The organism is Alteribacillus sp. HJP-4 (assembly GCF_042139015.1).
GTDB lineage: Bacteria > Bacillota > Bacilli > Bacillales > Marinococcaceae > JBHIKY01.
This window is the reverse complement of record NZ_JBHIKY010000008.1, coordinates 99,188-117,205: the sequence shown is the minus strand read 5'-3', so window position 1 is coordinate 117,205 and position 18,018 is coordinate 99,188. Positions and strand designations below refer to the sequence as shown.

21 protein-coding genes and 1 other annotated feature are annotated in these 18,018 nt (G+C 41.3%); all 21 genes read left to right on the top strand.

The window, feature by feature from the left end; all coding sequences use genetic code 11:
- The first annotated feature begins 42 nt into the window (after positions 1-42).
- The 21 genes from yqfC to ACE4RR_RS09590 all read left to right on the top strand — a co-directional run bounded on the left by yqfC (position 43) and on the right by ACE4RR_RS09590 (position 17,766).
- The gene (gene yqfC, locus ACE4RR_RS09690) at positions 43-342 is read left to right on the top strand and encodes a sporulation protein YqfC (RefSeq protein ID WP_375535210.1); all 300 of its coding nucleotides are present in this window, start codon (positions 43-45) and stop codon (positions 340-342) included.
- Between the two features lie 2 nt (positions 343-344).
- Positions 345-1,523 carry a sporulation protein YqfD gene (yqfD, locus tag ACE4RR_RS09685; protein WP_375535209.1) on the top strand — a complete coding sequence of 393 codons (1,179 nt, stop codon included), beginning with the start codon at positions 345-347 and terminating at the stop codon, positions 1,521-1,523.
- A 5-nt stretch (positions 1,524-1,528) separates the two neighbouring features.
- Positions 1,529-2,533 (top strand): PhoH family protein, encoded by a 1,005-nt coding sequence (locus tag ACE4RR_RS09680; protein ID WP_375535208.1) that lies wholly within the window; start codon positions 1,529-1,531, stop codon positions 2,531-2,533.
- Positions 2,534-2,567: 34 nt separating this feature from the next.
- Positions 2,568-3,029 carry an rRNA maturation RNase YbeY gene (ybeY, locus tag ACE4RR_RS09675; protein WP_375535207.1) on the top strand — a complete coding sequence of 154 codons (462 nt, stop codon included), beginning with the start codon at positions 2,568-2,570 and terminating at the stop codon, positions 3,027-3,029.
- On the top strand, positions 3,013-3,393 hold the full coding sequence (locus tag ACE4RR_RS09670) for a diacylglycerol kinase family protein (RefSeq protein WP_375535206.1): 381 nt from the start codon (positions 3,013-3,015) through the stop codon (positions 3,391-3,393). The genes ybeY and ACE4RR_RS09670 overlap by 17 nt, the downstream gene beginning before the upstream one ends.
- 28 nt (positions 3,394-3,421) lie before the next feature.
- Positions 3,422-3,820 carry a cytidine deaminase gene (locus ACE4RR_RS09665; RefSeq protein WP_375535205.1) on the top strand — a complete coding sequence of 133 codons (399 nt, stop codon included), beginning with the start codon at positions 3,422-3,424 and terminating at the stop codon, positions 3,818-3,820.
- Positions 3,813-4,718 (top strand): GTPase Era, encoded by a 906-nt coding sequence (era, locus tag ACE4RR_RS09660; protein WP_375535204.1) that lies wholly within the window; start codon positions 3,813-3,815, stop codon positions 4,716-4,718. Before ACE4RR_RS09665 ends, era begins: the two co-directional genes overlap by 8 nt.
- A 92-nt stretch (positions 4,719-4,810) precedes the next feature.
- Positions 4,811-4,975, top strand: a complete 165-nt coding sequence (locus ACE4RR_RS09655; RefSeq protein WP_375535203.1) for a YqzL family protein — start codon at positions 4,811-4,813, stop codon at positions 4,973-4,975.
- A gap of 3 nt (positions 4,976-4,978) precedes the next feature.
- On the top strand, positions 4,979-5,728 hold the full coding sequence (gene recO, locus ACE4RR_RS09650) for a DNA repair protein RecO (protein WP_375535202.1): 750 nt from the start codon (positions 4,979-4,981) through the stop codon (positions 5,726-5,728).
- 66 nt (positions 5,729-5,794) lie between these two features.
- Positions 5,795-5,967, top strand: a binding site (T-box leader).
- A gap of 56 nt (positions 5,968-6,023) precedes the next feature.
- A complete protein-coding gene (gene glyQ / locus ACE4RR_RS09645; RefSeq protein WP_375535201.1) occupies positions 6,024-6,914 on the top strand; it encodes a glycine--tRNA ligase subunit alpha in 891 nt (296 codons plus the stop codon).
- The gene (gene glyS / locus ACE4RR_RS09640) at positions 6,907-9,000 is read left to right on the top strand and encodes a glycine--tRNA ligase subunit beta (protein WP_375535200.1); all 2,094 of its coding nucleotides are present in this window, start codon (positions 6,907-6,909) and stop codon (positions 8,998-9,000) included. The genes glyQ and glyS overlap by 8 nt, the downstream gene beginning before the upstream one ends.
- Positions 9,001-9,080: 80 nt before the next feature.
- Positions 9,081-9,731, top strand: coding sequence for a transcriptional regulator CcpN (gene ccpN / locus ACE4RR_RS09635; RefSeq protein ID WP_375535199.1), 651 nt, complete (start codon positions 9,081-9,083; stop codon positions 9,729-9,731).
- 34 nt (positions 9,732-9,765) lie between these two features.
- Entirely contained in the window at positions 9,766-10,581 is an 816-nt protein-coding gene (locus ACE4RR_RS09630) for a pyruvate, water dikinase regulatory protein (RefSeq protein WP_375535198.1), read from the top strand.
- 308 nt (positions 10,582-10,889) lie between these two features.
- Entirely contained in the window at positions 10,890-11,342 is a 453-nt protein-coding gene (locus tag ACE4RR_RS09625) for a YaiI/YqxD family protein (protein WP_375535197.1), read from the top strand.
- Positions 11,343-11,370: 28 nt separating this feature from the next.
- Entirely contained in the window at positions 11,371-13,212 is a 1,842-nt protein-coding gene (gene dnaG, locus ACE4RR_RS09620) for a DNA primase (protein ID WP_375535196.1), read from the top strand.
- 142 nt (positions 13,213-13,354) lie between these two features.
- Positions 13,355-14,473 (top strand): RNA polymerase sigma factor RpoD, encoded by a 1,119-nt coding sequence (gene rpoD, locus ACE4RR_RS09615; RefSeq protein ID WP_375535195.1) that lies wholly within the window; start codon positions 13,355-13,357, stop codon positions 14,471-14,473.
- Between the two features lie 81 nt (positions 14,474-14,554).
- On the top strand, positions 14,555-15,115 hold the full coding sequence (locus tag ACE4RR_RS09610) for a hypothetical protein (RefSeq protein WP_375535194.1): 561 nt from the start codon (positions 14,555-14,557) through the stop codon (positions 15,113-15,115).
- Between the two features lie 159 nt (positions 15,116-15,274).
- A complete protein-coding gene (locus ACE4RR_RS09605; RefSeq protein WP_375535193.1) occupies positions 15,275-15,634 on the top strand; it encodes a c-type cytochrome in 360 nt (119 codons plus the stop codon).
- Between the two features lie 95 nt (positions 15,635-15,729).
- Positions 15,730-16,461, top strand: a complete 732-nt coding sequence (locus ACE4RR_RS09600) for a tRNA (adenine(22)-N(1))-methyltransferase (RefSeq protein WP_375535192.1) — start codon at positions 15,730-15,732, stop codon at positions 16,459-16,461.
- Positions 16,448-17,566 (top strand): Nif3-like dinuclear metal center hexameric protein, encoded by a 1,119-nt coding sequence (locus ACE4RR_RS09595; RefSeq protein WP_375535191.1) that lies wholly within the window; start codon positions 16,448-16,450, stop codon positions 17,564-17,566. Before ACE4RR_RS09600 ends, ACE4RR_RS09595 begins: the two co-directional genes overlap by 14 nt.
- A gap of 56 nt (positions 17,567-17,622) precedes the next feature.
- Complete coding sequence (locus ACE4RR_RS09590) at positions 17,623-17,766, top strand: hypothetical protein (protein WP_375535190.1); 144 nt, start codon at positions 17,623-17,625, stop codon at positions 17,764-17,766.
- Positions 17,767-18,018 lie beyond the last annotated feature (252 nt).

Here is an 18,018-nt window from a genome sequence, read left to right as displayed (position 1 = left end):
ATTTTTTTCTCATATTTATATAGATAGAAAAGGGGTGATGTCATGTTAAAACGCTGGAGACAATCCGCAAAAAAATGGATAACCGGCAGCATGGATCTACCCGCAGACGTATTATTGGATGTTCCAAGAATAACGATGGTCGGCCAGCTTCATCTGCATATTGAAAACCACCGTGGCCTGATCCATTTTTCCAACGCTCATGTCCGCCTTAAAATATCAACCGGAGAGCTTGGCATTGAGGGGAGCGGGTTTATTATTAAAACGATTCTGCCTAATGAACTATTGCTGGAAGGAAATATCGAAAAGATTGAATATCTCGGCAGAACCAGTAAAGGAGGGTAACTATGGCCGCTCAATTTCTTCGGGATAAGAAAATTATCGTCTGTGGTGAACAGCTTGAACGTTTGATAAATGAATGTATGAAGGAACATATTATATTAAAGCAGGTAATTCGAAAAAAAGAGACTGAAGTTCATTTAACTATAGATTCGAGGCAGGAGGATAAATTGCATCTGCTGGCAGAAGAATGTTCCTGTGAAGTGATTAATTCACATGCTTCTCCACTTCAGATGTGGAAAACGCTGATAAAAACCAGGACAGGCTTTTTTACAGGGATACTGTTATTCTTTTTGTTTTTAACTGCTCTCTCACAAATGGTGTGGAATATTGAAATAAAGGGGGCAGCACCAGAGCTTGAATATAATTTGAGAGAATATATGGAAGAACATGGACTGAAAACGGGACAGGCACAATTTCTGCTTCCCCCTCCTGAAGAGCTGCAGCGTTTGCTGCTGAAAAAATCAGAAGGAGTAACCTGGATCGGAGTTGAAAAAATCGGAACTACTTACCAAATTGAAGTGGTAGAACAAACATTGCCAGAGGAACAAAACGTTCCAGCAGCAAGGCATTTAGTTGCGAGAAAAACGGCCGTTATTGATAAAATTTTTGCTGAAAAAGGAAAAGTACTTGTCAAAGAAAATGAATTAGTTCATAAAGGTGATGTCCTTATTTCCGGCTTCATTGGAAAAGGTAAATTTGTAGAAGTAGTTCCGGCCACCGGAAGCGTATTAGGAGAGACGTGGTATACGGTGGAAGCTGACCTTCCGCTTACACAAGAATTAGTTACGGCAACCGGGAATAGTGAGACGCGTTACGAATTAGAGGTGTTTGGGTATTCAATACCTATATGGGGTTTTCAAGCAGGTGAATCATATTCTACTTTTCAAGAAGAGACAGACAGAAAAGAATGGTATGTGCTGAGTTATTTACTCCCCTTCCAATTAGAGAAGACAAGATTCATGGAAACCTCACTTTTGGCCTTACAAGAAAATGAAAAATCCGTACTCAAAAAAGCTAAAAAAGCAGCTGATTTGAAAATGAAGCAGCATTTATCAGCAGAAGCTTCAATCACTGCTGAGAAAATTTTGCACGAACAGAATCAGGATGGTAAAGTTAAAATGACTGTACACTACCTGGTAACGGAAGATATTATATCGGAATCACCGATCATCCAAGGAGAATGAGAAGATTGACAGAAAAAAATGTACTTGCCTTACATGTGAGGGACACAGATGAAATTCAGCGATTGTTCGGTCCCAATGATATACATTTAAAAAGAATCGAAGAAAAATTAGATGTTTCCATTGTGACAAGAGGAGAATCTCTGGTCATTGATGGAACAAAAGAACAGGCAAATATTATTAATGCTGTGCTCGATACACTGACAAAGCTGCTGCGAAAAGGTACGAAAATTTCCGAAAGAGATATTATTTACGCGATCCAGCTTGCAAAAGAAGATAAACTGGACCAGCTTGAAGAGCTGTATCAAGAACAAATTGCCGTCAATGTAAAAGGGAAACCAGTTCTAGTTAAGACATTAGGCCAAAAGGAATATATAGATGCGATACGAAAAAAAGATCTGATTTTTGGCATTGGCCCGGCAGGAACGGGAAAAACTTACCTCGCAGTCGTAATGGCAGTGAATGCTTTAAAGGATGGGAGTGTTAAACGAATCGTACTGACCAGGCCGGCTGTAGAAGCTGGTGAAAGTCTGGGATTTCTTCCTGGAGATTTAAAGGAAAAAGTGGACCCTTACCTGCGTCCTTTATACGATGCCCTGCATGATATATTTGGAGTGGAACACACAGCCAGGCTTATGGAGAGAGGAACGATTGAAGTTGCGCCGCTCGCTTATATGAGAGGCAGGACGCTGGATGATGCCTTTGTTATATTAGACGAAGCTCAAAACACTACGAAAGAGCAGATAAAAATGTTTTTGACCCGGCTGGGTTTTGGTTCTAAGATGGTTGTCAATGGAGATTTGACTCAGGTGGACCTCCCGAAAGGTCAGCAGTCCGGTTTACGGGTGGCAATCAATATTCTAAAACATGTCCAATCCATTGGATTTATATATCTGCAATCATCTGATGTTGTCCGGCATACACTCGTTCAGCAGATACTTGATGCCTATGGACATGCCGAGCCTGACCGAAACCCGGACAGTAAAGAGGGGTCCATTCAGGCAAAAGAGTAAAAGCAGAGTAATTACAGACGGTGAAAAGGGGGCAATGGCTATGATAATAGATATCCAGGATGAAACAGAAAAGCTGACAACACAGCAGTACGAACTAATTGAAAATGTAATCCGCAAAGCGGCAGATATGGAAAATGTGAAGGGGAAGGCAGAACTTTCCATTACTATCGTCAGTAAAGAGTCCATCCGGTTAATTAATAAGGATTACAGGGGCAAAGACAGCATCACAGACGTTGTTTCATTTGCTTTAAATGATGGCGAGGATCAACATTTCATTGATGGAATGCCTAATCTTCTTGGAGACATTATTATCAGCTATCCGGTCGCTGAAGAACAGGCGCTGGAATATAACCATAGTTTAGAAAGAGAGCTTAGTTTTTTAGCTGTTCATGGTTTTTTACATCTTCTGGGGTATACTCACGATACGGAAAAAGAAGAAAAAACCATGTTTGAACGGCAGGAAACTATATTGAAAAGCTATGGAATTCAAAGATAAACGAGGTTTAAGGCGGCTTGGAAGTTCATTTGTTTATGCTTTTCGGGGATTGGTTCATGCTGCTGCTGAAGAACAAAATGTGAGGCTTCATCTGTGTGCAGCGTTTCTTGTTATGTGCACCGGCTTTTTTTTGAATATCCCAAAATATCATTGGTTAATTCTTCTATTAACCGTCGGAGCCGTACTTGCTCTTGAAATCATGAACACAGCCATTGAACGGACGGTAGATTTAGTGACAGATCAATATCATCCTTTGGCCAAAGCGGCGAAAGATTTGGCAGCCGCCGCTGTATTTGTTTTTACGATTATTTCTGTCATTATCGGCTTGATTATTTTCTTGCCGCCGATTCTTAAATTATTATGAGTGAAAGACCCGAAGGGAGAAAGTTGTCATGCAGGACAAAGATTTATTGAATAAAGCAGCTGAAGCGAGACTAAAAGCGTATGTTCCCTATTCAAATTTTCAGGTGGGGGCAGCGGTTCTGACTGAGCAGGGTGAAATTTACACGGGAAGCAATATTGAGAATGCTTCCTACGGCTTGACGAATTGTGCTGAACGTACAGCAGTATTTAAGGCAGTCAGCGAAGGTCATAAATCGATACATACAGCGGCTGTCACAGCAGATACTGCAGGCCCGGTTTCGCCCTGCGGGGCATGTCGTCAAGTATTATCAGAGTTTATGGCGGCAGATGGGAAAATAATTCTCGGAAATTTGCAGGGGGAAATAAAAATTATGACAATGGCAGAACTGCTTCCAGGTGCTTTTCAGGCGGAGGATTTTCATGAGTGAACTAAATTTCAAATCAGGATTCGCCGCATTGATAGGTCGGCCGAATGCGGGGAAGTCAACATTATTAAATCATGTTATCGGGCAGAAGATTGCCATTATGAGCGACAAACCGCAGACAACAAGAAATAAAATACAAGGTGTATATACAGATGAGAACAGTCAAATTGTTTTTATTGATACTCCTGGAATCCACAAACCAAAGCATAAACTCGGGGATTTTATGGTACGCACCGCCGTGCAGTCACTCCATGAAGTGGATTTAATATTGTTTCTAATCGATGCTTCTGAAGAATATGGGGCAGGAGAAGAATTTATTTTAAATACACTTAAAAATACAGAAACTCCGGTCTTTCTCATAATTAATAAAATTGATAAGATTCATCCGGATCATCTTCTTGAGAAAATTGCAGTCTATAAAGACAGGTTTAACTTTGCCGAAGTCGTGCCTGTATCTGCCTTACACGGCAGTAACGTTTCGACACTGATGACGCAGGTGAAAGAGTATTTGGAAGAAGGACCGCAATATTACCCTGCTGATCAAATTACTGATCATCCGGAACGGTTTGTAGTCAGTGAATTGATCAGAGAAAAGGTACTCCATTTGACCAGAGACGAGATCCCGCATTCTATAGCGGTTTCTATTGAAGAAATGAAAGAACGTGAAGGCGGCGCCGTTTATATCTCTGCCATCATTACAGTAGAACGATCTTCTCAGAAGGGTATTGTTATCGGCAAACAGGGTTCCATGTTGAAAGAAATAGGCAAGCGTGCCCGTGAAGATATCGAGACACTGCTTGCTTCAAAAGTATTTCTCGATTTATATGTAAAAGTTCAAAAGGATTGGCGTAATAGTGCATACCAGCTTAGTGAACACGGTTACAAGCAGGATGAGTATTAACTGCACGTAAACTTTATAGGCAAATATTACAGGTCATGCTTTGACGCTCTTTAGCCACCCTATAGGTAAGGATTAAACAAGGGGGCTTTTCTATGAATTCTGATTTTTCATGGTCGCTTTTTGAACTTACCGGCAACGTTGATGCTTATTTGTTAGTGAGGGAGTTAGAGGAAAGCGGTTATTTTCAGAAAAATGATTCATTAACAATTATTAAGGAGAGCGGAAGTGAAAGCAGGTCCTCTGACGGGGATGAATAAGAAATGCTGGAAAAAGCAGAAGGAATTGTTCTCCGCACTATTGCGTACGGTGAATCAAATGTGATCGTGACGCTGTTTACCCGTGAAGCTGGGAAAATTGCCGTGATGGCACGCGGTGCGAAAAAGCCGAAAAACAGGCTCTCTTCGTCTGCTCAGCCCTTTGTCTATGGTATGTTTCTTTATTTTAAAGGCACAGGGATGGCAACCTTGAATCAGGGGGATCCGATCGATGCCTTTCGGGTACTGCGTACTGATTTAACTAAAACCGCCTACGCTTCTTATATGACTGAGCTGTTGGACAAATTAACGAATGACAGAGAGAGAAACCCTTTTTTATTTGAATTATTATTGCAGCTGTTCAAGCGTATGAATGAAGACGCCGACCCAGAGGTATTAACCCGTATTTTCGAAACAAAAATGACGAAAGTCGCTGGTATTAAGCCTGAGCTTGACCGCTGCACTAATTGCCGTAATCTGAAAGGAACGTTCTCATTTTCTGTGAAAGAAGCAGGGTTTCTCTGCCACCTCTGTTCAGAAATAGATCCATACCGGTTTGAGGCGGATCAAAAAACAATTCAACTGCTCCGAACCTTTTTTTATATGGATATTATGAGGCTTGGTAAGATTAAACTGTCACAATCGATTAAATTACAATTAAAACAAATTCTTGACTCTTACTATGATGAATATTCCGGCCTTCATTTAAAATCAAAAAGGTTTATTGAACAAATGGAAAAATGGGACTTATCTTAATTTCGCAAAATTTATTAACAGGCTTGACAGTATAGGTTAGATTAAGTATGATGCTATTACATTCTAGATAGTGCGAAGAAGGAAAGTAGTAGTTGTTCTCTTAATATGTAGCGAGCACAGGATAGTGGAAGCTGTGTTATTAATGACAATGAAGGCATTCCTGAGCATACCTTATAAAGTGGTCCGTATGAATCACGGGCAAATAGGGTGGAACCGCGGGATAGAGCCCCGTCCCTATACTGGTTATTCAGTATAGGGACGGGGCTTTTTAATGGAAATATAAAGGAGGAAGCAAATGAACGTTCAAGATATGATCCTCACCTTGCAGAACTTTTGGTCAAAACAAGGGTGCCTGATTATGCAGGCATACGATGTCGAAAAAGGAGCAGGAACGATGAATCCAATGACGTTTCTAAGAAGCATTGGACCAGAACCCTGGAATGTAGCTTACGTAGAGCCGTCACGCCGTCCGGCAGATGGGCGTTATGGAGAGAACCCTAATCGTCTTTATCAGCACCATCAGTTTCAAGTCATTATGAAGCCGTCACCGGACAACATTCAAGAGCTTTATTTAGAGAGTCTAAAAGCACTTGGTATCAAACCGGAAGAGCATGATATCCGCTTTGTGGAAGACAACTGGGAAGCTCCTACACTAAGTGCCTGGGGACTCGGATGGGAAGTATGGCTGGATGGGATGGAGATAACTCAATTTACATACTTTCAGCAGGTAGGCGGCATTGATGCAAACCCTGTAGCGGTGGAAATTACGTATGGAATTGAAAGGCTTGCTTCCTATATTCAAGAAAAAGAAAATGTATTTGATCTCATTTGGGTAAATGATTTTACGTACGGAGACGTGTTTTTACAGCCAGAATACGAACATTCAAAATATGCATTTGAAGTAGCCGATCATGCCATGCTATTTCAGGAATTTACAACATATGAAAAAGAAGCAGAGCATGCTCTCGCTGAAGAGCTGGTATTTCCAGCCTATGATTACGTGCTGAAATGTTCTCATGTATTTAACCTATTAGATGCCGGCGGAGCGATTTCTGTCACTGAACGAACAGGTTATATTGGACGGGTCAGAAGACTCGCTAGAAAATGTGCCTCGGTCTACTATGACAAAAGAGAAAAGCTTTCATTTCCAATGCTTAAGGACAGAGAGGGGGATCACCATGCGTAATAAGGATTACCTATTAGAGATCGGGCTTGAGGAAATGCCGGCTCGTTTTGTATCGGAAGCAATGAACCAGCTTAAGGAAAAAACAGAAACTTGGCTGCATGAGAACCGGCTCGACTTTTCATCGGTAGAGGCTTTCTCTACACCGAGAAGACTTGCAGTGCGGGTGAATGAATTGGCGGAGAAACAAGCAGATAAGATAGAGGAAGCCCGCGGACCGGCGAAAAAAATTGCGCTGGATTCAGATGGAGCCTGGACAAAAGCTGCACTTGGCTTTGCGAAAGGACAGGGAATTTCTACGAAGGATTTATCGTTTAAAAAAGTAAAAGGAACGGAATATCTCTTTGGAGTTAAAGAAGTCAAAGGAAAACGGACTGTAGAAATACTTCCAGGCATTGCTGCTCTTGCAGAGGGACTATCGTTTCCTAAAAATATGAGATGGGGTTCTTACAGCCTCCGATATGTCCGGCCGATTCACTGGATTGTTTCTATCTTTGGAAATGAAATAATACCTTTTCAAATTACTGATGTACGTGCAGGAAACGTATCTGAAGGACACCGGTTTTTAGGAAATCGAATTCAGCTGGAAAACCCTGCTGAATATGAAAAAATGTTACTAGAACAATACGTAATTGCTGACCCTGAAAAAAGAAAATCTGCTATTAGCAGGCAGCTCGAAAATATTGCAGAGGAACAGAACTGGATTGTTCCTGTAAATTCTGAGCTTCTTGAAGAAGTAAATAATCTGCTTGAATATCCAACAGCACTGTTTGGGTCTTTCGAAGAAGAATTTCTTACCATTCCTGATGAAGTCCTCATCACTTCTATGAAAGAGCACCAGCGTTATTTTCCGGTGGAAGGGCAAAATGGGGAATTGCTGCCTTATTTTATCACGGTTCGCAATGGTAATCATGAATATTTAGAGAATGTTCAAAAAGGAAATGAAAAAGTATTGCGGGCAAGACTTTCCGATGCTCGTTTTTTTTACAAAGAAGATCAAAAGCTGCATCCGGATGAAGCTGCAGCTAAACTTGATCAAATAGTTTTTCAAGAAGAGCTGGGGAGTATCGGTGATAAAGTTAGAAGGCTGCAGGCCCTCGCCGGAAAATATGGAACGATGTTCGAGCTTGATCCTAATACTATTAATAAGGCCGAGAGAGCAGCAGCATTATCCAAATTTGATCTTGTCACATTAATGGTGGATGAATTTACGGAACTGCAGGGATTAATGGGGGAAAAATATGCTCGACTGGCAGGAGAATCAGAAGAAGTCGCGATTGCTGTAAAGGAGCATTATATGCCCAGGTTTTCTGGAGATGATTCCCCTGTTTCACCGACGGGAGCTGTAGTGGGACTGGCAGATAAACTTGATACAATCACCGCATGTTTTGGAATTGGATTGATTCCTACTGGTTCACAGGATCCTTATGCACTGCGCAGGCAGGCAGCAGGAGCGGTTAAAATATTATTAGATCATAAAGTTACTGTATCGTTGGAAGTCCTTCTTGAGGAGACAATAAATGTATTAGAAAAAGCAGCGGTACTTCAGCGGAGCCACCAGGAACTAAAAGAAGAAATACTGGCCTTTTTCCGTCTCCGTCTAAAAAATGTCATGCTTGACCGTCATATACGTTATGACATCGCCGATGCTGTTCTTGAAAATACGTCGCAGACTTTGCATGTCATGCTGAAGAAAGCTGAATTTTTGCAGCGGAAAACTACTGATCCGGCTTTTAAAGAGACAGTTGAATCACTCAGCAGAGTAACCAATATCGCCAAAAAAGCTGAAAACCTGGCTGCGGGAAACCATGTCGATCAAAACTTGTTTCAAGCAGCACAGGAAAAAGAGCTGTATGAAGCTTATATAGAAACTAGTGAACACGTGGAGAAAGCACTCCAGGCCGGGAATGCTGAAGAAGCGTATGATCATCTCGCGCGGCTTGGTTCTCTTATCGATGCGTATTTTGATCATACAATGGTGATGACTGATGACCGCAGGTTAAGAGAAAACAGGCTTGCTCAGATGCACAATTTATCTTTGGTTATTCATAAGTATGCGCGTTTTTCAGAAATAGTTTTCTCTTCATAATTAAAGATGTGACTAAAAATTAGTCAACCACCGGTCATTGAGATATAATAAATGAAGAAAAGCATAACACATTCGTTGTTATGAAGGCGGTGATGACAATAGAACTCACAGGAAGGCAAGAGCAAATATTGACAATAGTCAAGGACAGTGGTCCAATTACTGGCGAGCAGATTGCAGACCACCTCTCTTTGACAAGAGCGACTCTGCGGCCTGATCTTGCCATATTAACGATGGCTGGATTTCTTGATGCGCGGCCGAGGGTAGGATATTTTTACACTGGCAAAACAGGCTCTCAGCTTTTAACAGAAAAAGTAAAAAAGCTTACCGTAAAAGAATATCAGTCTATTCCTGTTGTCGTGCATGAGTCGAATTCTGTATATGATGCAATTTGTACAATGTTCCTGGAGGATGTCGGTACACTTTTCGTCACCGATAAAAATTCTGCTCTTATTGGTGTGCTTTCCCGAAAAGACCTGCTGCGTGCAAGTATAGGTAAGCAGGACCTTGAAGCAATGCCAGTCAATATTATTATGACAAGGATGCCGAATATAACAGTGTGCTATAAAGATGATTTAATCATTGAGATAGCAAACAAACTTATTGAGAAACAAATAGACGCCATTCCGGTCGTTAAAGAGCTCCCAGATAACAAATGGGAAGTGATCGGGAGAGTAACAAAGACCAACATGACAAAGGTTCTTGTGGATTTATCGCACGACCAGCTTATCTAGCAGGCAATCCTGCCAGACTAAGAGGAGGATGGGAATGACAATCAGTAACCAGCGCCCAATTGTTTATGTGGTATCTGACTCAGTAGGAGAAACAGCAGAACTAGTCGTTAAAGCGGCTGCTAGTCAATTTGGCGAAAAAGGAATGGAAATCAGAAGAATTCCGTACGTGGAAGATGAAGCGACTATTTCTGAAGTAATAGATTTAGCAAAGGAAGTTCATGCGCTAATCGCATTTACACTAGTGATACCAGAGAAAAAAGACTTTCTGCTCCGTCAGGCAAAAGCTGCCGGTGTGGAGACGGTTGATATTATCGGTCCTATGCTCGAAAAAATGATTTCAGTAACCGGAAAGCAGCCTAAATATGAACCTGGTCTGGTTTATCGGCTTGACGAGGACTATTTCCGAAAAGTAGAAGCCATTGAATTCGCAGTCAAATATGATGACGGCCGGGATCCCCGCGGCATCATCAGAGCAGATATAGTATTGATCGGAGTTTCAAGGACTTCGAAAACGCCTCTTTCTCAATATTTAGCTCATAAACGATTAAAAGTAGCAAACGTTCCTCTTGTACCGGAAGTGGAACCTCCGGAAGAGCTCTTTAAGATAACCCCCAGAAAATGTATCGGGCTCCGCATCAGTCCCGAAAAGCTTAATGATATAAGGACTGAACGTTTGAAAGCATTGGGTCTGAAAGCAGAAGCAAATTATGCCAATCTCAACCGAATAAAAGAAGAGCTGTCTTATTCAGAAAAAATCATGGAAAAAATAGGATGTACAGTTATTGATGTTTCCAATAAAGCAGTTGAAGAAACGGCAAATCTAATTTCAAATATGTTTCAAAAAAGATAACATCAGCCGGGTTTAATCACCTGGCTGATTCCTTTTGTAATAGGCTGAGGCAAAGCATGCGGAAAGCGTTCGCCTGAAGCGAAAGTCGAATGATAAAGAGAAAGTAGATTTTAATATTCGCATTTTTCATTGTGAAATTGACTTATGAAATTTATTCAAAAATGAAATAAAATAATGGATAAAATAAATTAATTAGTATATAATGAAATGTTGTGTGAATTAATACTTACTTCATGATCTGCAGTCCGGCATATTTCTTTTCAAATGAAGGAGGAATTTGTCTACAACTGTCGAATAGAAAGGGACGAATGGATATTACAATCTACACAGATGCCGACGCCTGTCCGGTAAAATCAATCATTGACGGTGTAGCTGAACAGTATGAAATTCCGTCGGTTTTTGTGAGTTCGTATGCACACTTTTCCGCGCAGAATTATTATTCGAAGGTGGTCATGGTAGATGCAGATCCCGAAGCTGTAGATCTTTATATTACAAATCAGGTAAAACCCGGAGACGTAGTTATTACACAGGATAATGGACTGGCCGTGCTCGTCCTTCAAAAGGGAGTAAGTGCAATGTCACCACGAGGCAGCATCTTTTCTGAAAGTGACAGTCAGGCGCTTTTGAATGGAAGATTTGAAGGAATTCAGATGAAACGCCGTAAAATAAGGGGACGGGGGCCGTCGAAGTTCAAAAAATCAGATCAGGAAGCATTCAAAATTGCATTTTTAAAACTTTTAAACAAACCCCACGAGCAATAATTACTAAGAGAGTGAGGGTGATAAAGCAGTGGCAAAACGTATTCCGGATGAGATAATAGCTGAAATTCGTCACTCACTGGATATAACGGATGTTATCGGGGAACATGTCCAATTAAAGAAAAAAGGCAAGCATTATATGGGGCTCTGTCCTTTTCATGGAGAGAAAACTCCCTCCTTCTCGGTTTCTCCTGAACGCCAGCTTTATCACTGCTTTGGCTGTGGAGCCGGCGGCAATTCGATAACGTTTATAATGGAAATGGAAGGCATTCCATTCGTCGAAGCTGTTAATAAATTGGCTGAAAAAGCGAAAATTCAGCTTCCGGAAGAGGTCAAAACAGGACCCTCTGGTTCTGTCTCCACCGGCACCATTCATAAAGCAAAGCTGGAGGGGCTTGAGCTGGCTGCACGTTTTTATCATCATCTATTAATGAATACGGAGCAGGGGAGAGCAGCTTATCATTACCTGCTTGAACGTGGTGTCACACCAGAAATGATGGAAACTTTCCGCATCGGTTATTCACCTGAACAGGCCGGTCTTTTAAAAGGATTATTAGAAAAAAGAGATTTTAACCTCCATGAAATGGAAGAGGCCGGTCTGTTATACAGAGTCGATTCTGATTGGGAGCTTCGGGACAGATTTCGAAGCAGGGTGATGTTTCCGATTCATGATTTACAGGGAAAAGTCATAGGTTTTGGTGGCAGATCTCTGGGCGAAGCTGAGCCAAAATATTTGAACAGCCCCGAATCATCTATTTTTAAAAAGAACGAAATATTATACGGAATGAGCCTGGCCCGCCCAGCAATCCGGAAAAATAACGAAGCCGTTCTATTTGAAGGGTATGCTGATGTAATTTCAGCAGCCGGGGCAGGAGTCTCCAATAGTATTGCCAACATGGGCACTTCATTAACTGAGCGTCAGGCCCAGATCATACGCAGAAACTGTGAGCGGGTCATCGTCTGTTACGACGGGGATAATGCAGGCAGGGAAGCAGCATGGAAGACAGCAGTTCTATTGGAAGAAGAAGGACTTCATGTGCTGGTGGCAATGGTACCGGACCAGACTGACCCGGATGATTATATAAGAGAATACGGGGGAGAGCGATTTAAACAAAGCATTCTCGACAAATCACTCCCTGTTCTTTCCTTTAAAATAAATACTTTGAAGAAAAATAAAAATCTTCAGGATGAAGGAGAACGGCTTCAATATATAGAAGAAGTACTTGGCGAAATATCCAAAGTTTCAAAAGCGACAGAAAGAGACTTTTATCTACGGCAAATAGCAGAAGAATTCTCACTATCGCTCGATGCATTGAAACAAGAGCAATACAGAATATACAGAAAAACAAAAAAATCCTTCACAAAAAATAATAGTCGTTCTGCTGAGATTTCCGGAAGAGGCGGACAGCAGGTCCTTATAAAAAGAAACAAACTGCTTCCTGCATTTCAAAATGCTGAGAGAATGCTTCTGCTGCACATGATGAATGATAAGGAAGCGGCGGAAGAAATCGAGGAAAGACTCGGCGGAGATTTTAATATTGATCAACACATCGCGATTGCTGCTCATCTCTATAGTTATTATGCAAACGGGAATAGCAGCGACCCCGGCACTTTTATTAATTATCTTCAAGAACCAGAGCTTATAAAGACTGCTTCAGAGATCGCAATGCTTGACACAGACAATCAATTAACGGAAAATGAACTGTCTGATTATATAAAACTGGTTAAGAACTATCCAAAATGGGAAGAAATAGAACAAAAAGAACAAAAAATGAAAGAAGCAGAAAGAAATCAGGACATTGAACAAGCTTTGCAGCTGGCAAATGAACTAATCTTAATGAAAAAAGAACTAAAAAATGGCCAGCGTGCATAATTGTTGATTTTACTTCTTTCAGGCTGTTAAGATACCGGGTACGAAATTTAACAGAACGTGCCTTTTTGTTTTGGTGGGAGCCTGGATAATTTGTAGATAAATGTTGTACGTATTGGTGTGAAGAATGGAAGGAGGGGATCGAATGGCGGAAAAACCAATTCGCCCATTGGCGGAAGGTGAAATGTCGATCGATCAGGTAAAAGAACAATTACTGGAATTAGGTAAAAAGCGTGGGGTATTATCCTACGCAGAAATAACTGAGAAACTAGCTCCCTACGATCAAGACTCTGAACAAATGGATGAGTTTTTTGAATTTGTTGGAGAACAGGGTATTGATATACAAAATGAAGGTGAAGAAGTCCCGAGCATGGATCAGGTACAAAAAGAAGAAGAACAGCTTGACTTGAATGACCTCAGTGTACCTCCCGGAATTAAAATAAATGATCCAGTCCGGATGTATTTAAAAGAAATTGGCAGGGTACCGCTGTTGTCGGCAGCTGAAGAAATTTCGCTTGCTAAACAAATAGAAGAAGGCGATGAGGAGGCTAAACGCCGGCTCGCAGAAGCAAACCTCCGTCTGGTTGTTTCTATTGCGAAAAGATATGTAGGACGAGGTATGTTATTTCTTGATTTAATTCAGGAAGGCAATATGGGTCTTATTAAAGCAGTGGAAAAGTTTGATTATGATAAAGGTTTTAAGTTCAGTACGTATGCAACGTGGTGGATTAGACAGGCCATTACAAGAGCAATTGCCGATCAAGCACGGACAATTCGTATTCCAGTGCATATGGTTGAAACGATCAACAAACTTATTCGCGTTCAGCGCCAGCTTTTGCAGGATCTTGGGCGTGAGCCTACACCTGAAGAAGTATCAAAGGAAATGGACCTCACACCAGATAAAGTAAGAGAGATACTAAAGATTGCCCAGGAACCAGTCTCGCTTGAAACACCGATTGGGGAAGAGGATGATTCTCATTTAGGTGATTTCATCGAAGACCAGGAAGCTCTTGCTCCATCTGACGCGGCCGCGTATGAGTTGTTGAAGGAACAGCTGGAAGATGTTCTGGATACGCTGACTGACAGAGAAGAAAATGTTCTGCGGTTACGTTTTGGTCTTGATGATGGAAGGACGCGCACCCTTGAGGAAGTAGGAAAAGTGTTCGGAGTTACTAGAGAACGTATCCGTCAGATTGAAGCAAAAGCCCTCCGCAAGCTTCGTCATCCGAGCCGAAGCAAGCGATTGAAGGATTTTCTTGATTAGACCTGCTGGAATAGTGAAGCTGTCCCTTTCTTCGATGTAAGGGGGCAGCTTTTTCAATTGAAACAGAGGAGCAGTTTCGATATGGACAAATCGCGTAAAGAACTGATCGTTAAAGAAATTAAGTATTGGAAGGATAATCAATTGCTGCCGTCTGAATATTGTGATTTTCTGCTGGTGCTTTATACAGAAGGCGAAGAAGGTAACGATGAAAGTGCCAGTAATAAAAAGAGGAACAAAAGTCTCCCCTTTCCAGTAAAGAAGCTCGCCGCAGTACTGTTTTTGATTATCACATGTTTGTTAACATTTATTGTCATTTATTTTACGCCATTTTCGATTTCTGTGCAAATTATTACCAGTATAATTTTTGCACTTTCCTTATGTATGATGGCCCGGTTCTTGAAAAAGGAAGATCGTATATTAATGCAGCTATTTTTAGCGGCTGCCTTAGTCATTCTACTTTTGATATCCACATATGCAGCCGTTCAACTATTTAATAATAATTTCGCCCTCTGGTTGACGGTTACTTTCAATTGCATGCTGTGGACAGGAATTGGCCGGAAGCTGCACATGAACTATTTAAGCCGCACTGGCATTGTTTGTGTAATTGCAGCTGTTGCCATTTATTTTCTTTTTTACAGATGAATAATTTAACATAGATTTGAACAGATCGTGACAAAATAAACAAAACTCAGTATTATCACTTTTCTAATGGCACATAATAAAGTAAAATAAAATAGGAATGCGGATTTATTAACCGTTATAAAGCAATACATAAGCAATCATTATGAAGGGGGAGCGCGTGTGAAAGCTAAACCGCTGATTCCGTTTTTTTTAATTGCCGTCGCAGGTCTTTTGCTAATGCTTGGTTTATCATTAGTCGGTATAAATCAGCAGGCAAATGACGAAGAAGGCGGAGGGGAGACGGATGATCCAGTAGCGTATGGAGAAGAAGTTGTCACAGAGAACTGTATTTCCTGCCATGGGGAAAACCTTGAAGGTCAGGGAGAGTATCCTGCCATTGATACTGCTGCGGAAGATCACTCCGCGGAGGAAATAGTTGATATTGCCCAAAATGGGGTTGGAGAAATGCCCGGCGGCATTGCAAACGCTGAGGAAGCAGAGGCTATAGCTGCCTATCTGCAGTCTCTTGCTGAGGAATAATAGACCATCGTAAAAGGAGGGGAGCCCCCTCCTTTTTATATTTAATTACGAGCAACAATGCTAAGAATTTAAAAAAACTAAGGAGCAGCTTCTTTATGAACGTGGATCAATTATCGGACAGGCTTACTGCAATCGCAGAGGAAGTGCCGAGAGATACAATACTTGCAGATGTCGGTACTGATCATGGTTATCTTCCTATATTTCTGATTCGAAATAAGAAAATTAAAAGTGCATTGGCGACTGACATAAATTCAGGACCCCTCCGTTCTGCTGAAAGAAAAATAAAAGAACATCATCTAAATGAGGTCATACAAACTCGAACGGGCAGCGGCCTGGCCCCATTGAAAGATCAAGATCAAATAGACACGATTGTAATAGCCGGGATGGGAGGCACTTTGATCACTTCCATCCTTGAAGAAGGGAAGCAGAAACTAGAAAGAGTAAGCCGTCTTATTTTACAGCCGAATGTAGCGGCAGATAATGTGCGCCGCTGGATGATAAAAAATAACTGGCAGTTGATAAACGAAGAGCTTCTTGAAGAAGATGGACATTTCTACGAAATTCTGACAGCTGTCCCTGGGGATGGGGAGGCGCCATATGATGATATTTCTATCGAAAGAGAAGCCAGTATATTATTTGGGCCAATCTTAATTCAAAAACAAAATTCGGCCTTTAAATTAAAATGGGAACGGGAAAAGAAAAAATGGGAGCATGTTCTACAGCAGATGAAGCAGGCAAATGACAAAAATTCAGCGGAGATTGAATCAAAAAAGTGGGCAAAACGCTGTAAATGGTTAGAGGAGGTTTATAAATATGAAACCAGCTAACGGAAATTATATTATTCAACTTTTTGAAGAGTGGTGTCCTAAGGCGTATGCAGTGGAGGGAGACAAAGTTGGTTTAATGATAGGCACATTAAATAAACCTGTTAATAACGTAATGGTTGCGCTGGATGTAGTTGAAGAAGTCGTTGATGAAGCAATCGAAAAAAAAGTTGACCTGATTATTGCTCATCATCCCCTTTTATTCCGCCCATTAAAAAGTATTGACACTGCTTCTGGACAAGGACCTATAATCGAAAAATGCATAAAGCATGACATAGCGGTGTACGCTGCTCACACTAATCTTGACATTGCAGAAGGCGGTGTGAACGATATGCTTGCTGACGCACTTAATTTGCATAATACAGAAGTGCTTGTGCCGCTGTTTACTGTTCCCTTGAAAAAGTTAGTGGCTTTTGTGCCCGAAGATCATGTGAGTGAAGTAAGAAAGGCACTCGGAGGCAGTGGAGCAGGGTTTATCGGAGATTACAGTCATTGTACTTTTTCGACACCTGGGACCGGAACGTTTATTCCTGGAGAAGGTACGAATCCGTATCTTGGAGATCCGGGCAAAATGGAGTTTGCTTCGGAGCAGAGAATAGAAACAGTAGTGCCGGAAAATATATTGAATAAAGTTACAAAAGCATTAATTGACTCCCATCCATATGAAGAACCTGCTTATGATATTTATCCGCTGGAACTTGAGGGGAAAATGCTTGGTCTCGGCAGAATAGGTGAACTTGACAGTTCTATGAGTTTTGAATCGTTCATCACAAAAGTAAAACAAGCCTTTGGCCTGCGAAATGTCAGAGTAAGCGGAAATGTAAACAAAGAAGTAAAAAAAATCGCTGTGCTTGGCGGAGACGGCAATAAATATTGGCAGGCAGCGAAAAGGCTCGGTGCCGATGTATATATTACCGGAGATGTATATTTTCATACCGCTCATGATGCTGCAATGGATGGTTTGACCATGCTTGATCCAGGCCATCACGTAGAACAGATTATGAAAAACGGAGTAAAATCTAAGCTGGATGAAATGCTCGGTAAAAGCAAGTACTCTACAGTAATTACAGCCTCTTCTGTGTCGACAGAGCCGTTTCGTTTTATGTAAAAGAAACAAAGGATGGGACCAGTCAAGTTTTTTCTTTGATAGAAGAGAAAGTATGGATGGTGTTGATTTCATCTCTGCTGGCGGACGCTTTCCGCGGGGCTTGTCTTCAACTAATTCAGCCTCAGCGAAGCTTCGGCAGAATGGATTTTCAGACTTTACTGAATCCCGTCGGAGTCGCCGCCTTCCGTTCTTCAATCTAAGAATAATCACCATAAGGATGCTAAAAATACTTCTCCAAAGATATGTAGACGATGAGCAAAAAGCTTGGATCGCGATGTCCCGGGCGACGCAACGCAAACCAAATTTTTAAGTTCAACTGCCGTCTGATATGCACAATTATAATTCCATTACATGAAGAAATAAATGGTTGATTAGATCGGAGCAAGCGAGGTTGCGCAGAGTTGATCCACCTCTTTATACAACATCCCTTATAAATAAACAGTCTTATTTTC

What these genes read in the sequence shown, in the direction of transcription:
- era (WP_375535204.1), top strand. Translation starts at nt 3,813, where the DNA reads ATGAGTGAACTAAATTTCAAATCAGGATTCGCCGCATTGATAGGTCGG.
- ybeY (WP_375535207.1), top strand. Translation starts at nt 2,568, where the DNA reads ATGGCTATGATAATAGATATCCAGGATGAAACAGAAAAGCTGACAACA.
- ACE4RR_RS09665 (WP_375535205.1), top strand. Translation starts at nt 3,422, where the DNA reads ATGCAGGACAAAGATTTATTGAATAAAGCAGCTGAAGCGAGACTAAAA.
- ACE4RR_RS09590 (WP_375535190.1), top strand. Translation starts at nt 17,623, where the DNA reads ATGGTGTTGATTTCATCTCTGCTGGCGGACGCTTTCCGCGGGGCTTGT.
- ACE4RR_RS09595 (WP_375535191.1), top strand. Translation starts at nt 16,448, where the DNA reads ATGAAACCAGCTAACGGAAATTATATTATTCAACTTTTTGAAGAGTGG.
- yqfC (WP_375535210.1), top strand. Translation starts at nt 43, where the DNA reads ATGTTAAAACGCTGGAGACAATCCGCAAAAAAATGGATAACCGGCAGC.
- ACE4RR_RS09655 (WP_375535203.1), top strand. Translation starts at nt 4,811, where the DNA reads ATGAATTCTGATTTTTCATGGTCGCTTTTTGAACTTACCGGCAACGTT.
- ACE4RR_RS09670 (WP_375535206.1), top strand. Translation starts at nt 3,013, where the DNA reads ATGGAATTCAAAGATAAACGAGGTTTAAGGCGGCTTGGAAGTTCATTT.
- ACE4RR_RS09610 (WP_375535194.1), top strand. Translation starts at nt 14,555, where the DNA reads ATGGACAAATCGCGTAAAGAACTGATCGTTAAAGAAATTAAGTATTGG.
- glyS (WP_375535200.1), top strand. Translation starts at nt 6,907, where the DNA reads ATGCGTAATAAGGATTACCTATTAGAGATCGGGCTTGAGGAAATGCCG.
- yqfD (WP_375535209.1), top strand. Translation starts at nt 345, where the DNA reads ATGGCCGCTCAATTTCTTCGGGATAAGAAAATTATCGTCTGTGGTGAA.
- ACE4RR_RS09630 (WP_375535198.1), top strand. Translation starts at nt 9,766, where the DNA reads ATGACAATCAGTAACCAGCGCCCAATTGTTTATGTGGTATCTGACTCA.
- ccpN (WP_375535199.1), top strand. Translation starts at nt 9,081, where the DNA reads ATGAAGGCGGTGATGACAATAGAACTCACAGGAAGGCAAGAGCAAATA.
- ACE4RR_RS09625 (WP_375535197.1), top strand. Translation starts at nt 10,890, where the DNA reads ATGGATATTACAATCTACACAGATGCCGACGCCTGTCCGGTAAAATCA.
- rpoD (WP_375535195.1), top strand. Translation starts at nt 13,355, where the DNA reads ATGGCGGAAAAACCAATTCGCCCATTGGCGGAAGGTGAAATGTCGATC.
- recO (WP_375535202.1), top strand. Translation starts at nt 4,979, where the DNA reads ATGCTGGAAAAAGCAGAAGGAATTGTTCTCCGCACTATTGCGTACGGT.
- ACE4RR_RS09600 (WP_375535192.1), top strand. Translation starts at nt 15,730, where the DNA reads ATGAACGTGGATCAATTATCGGACAGGCTTACTGCAATCGCAGAGGAA.
- glyQ (WP_375535201.1), top strand. Translation starts at nt 6,024, where the DNA reads ATGAACGTTCAAGATATGATCCTCACCTTGCAGAACTTTTGGTCAAAA.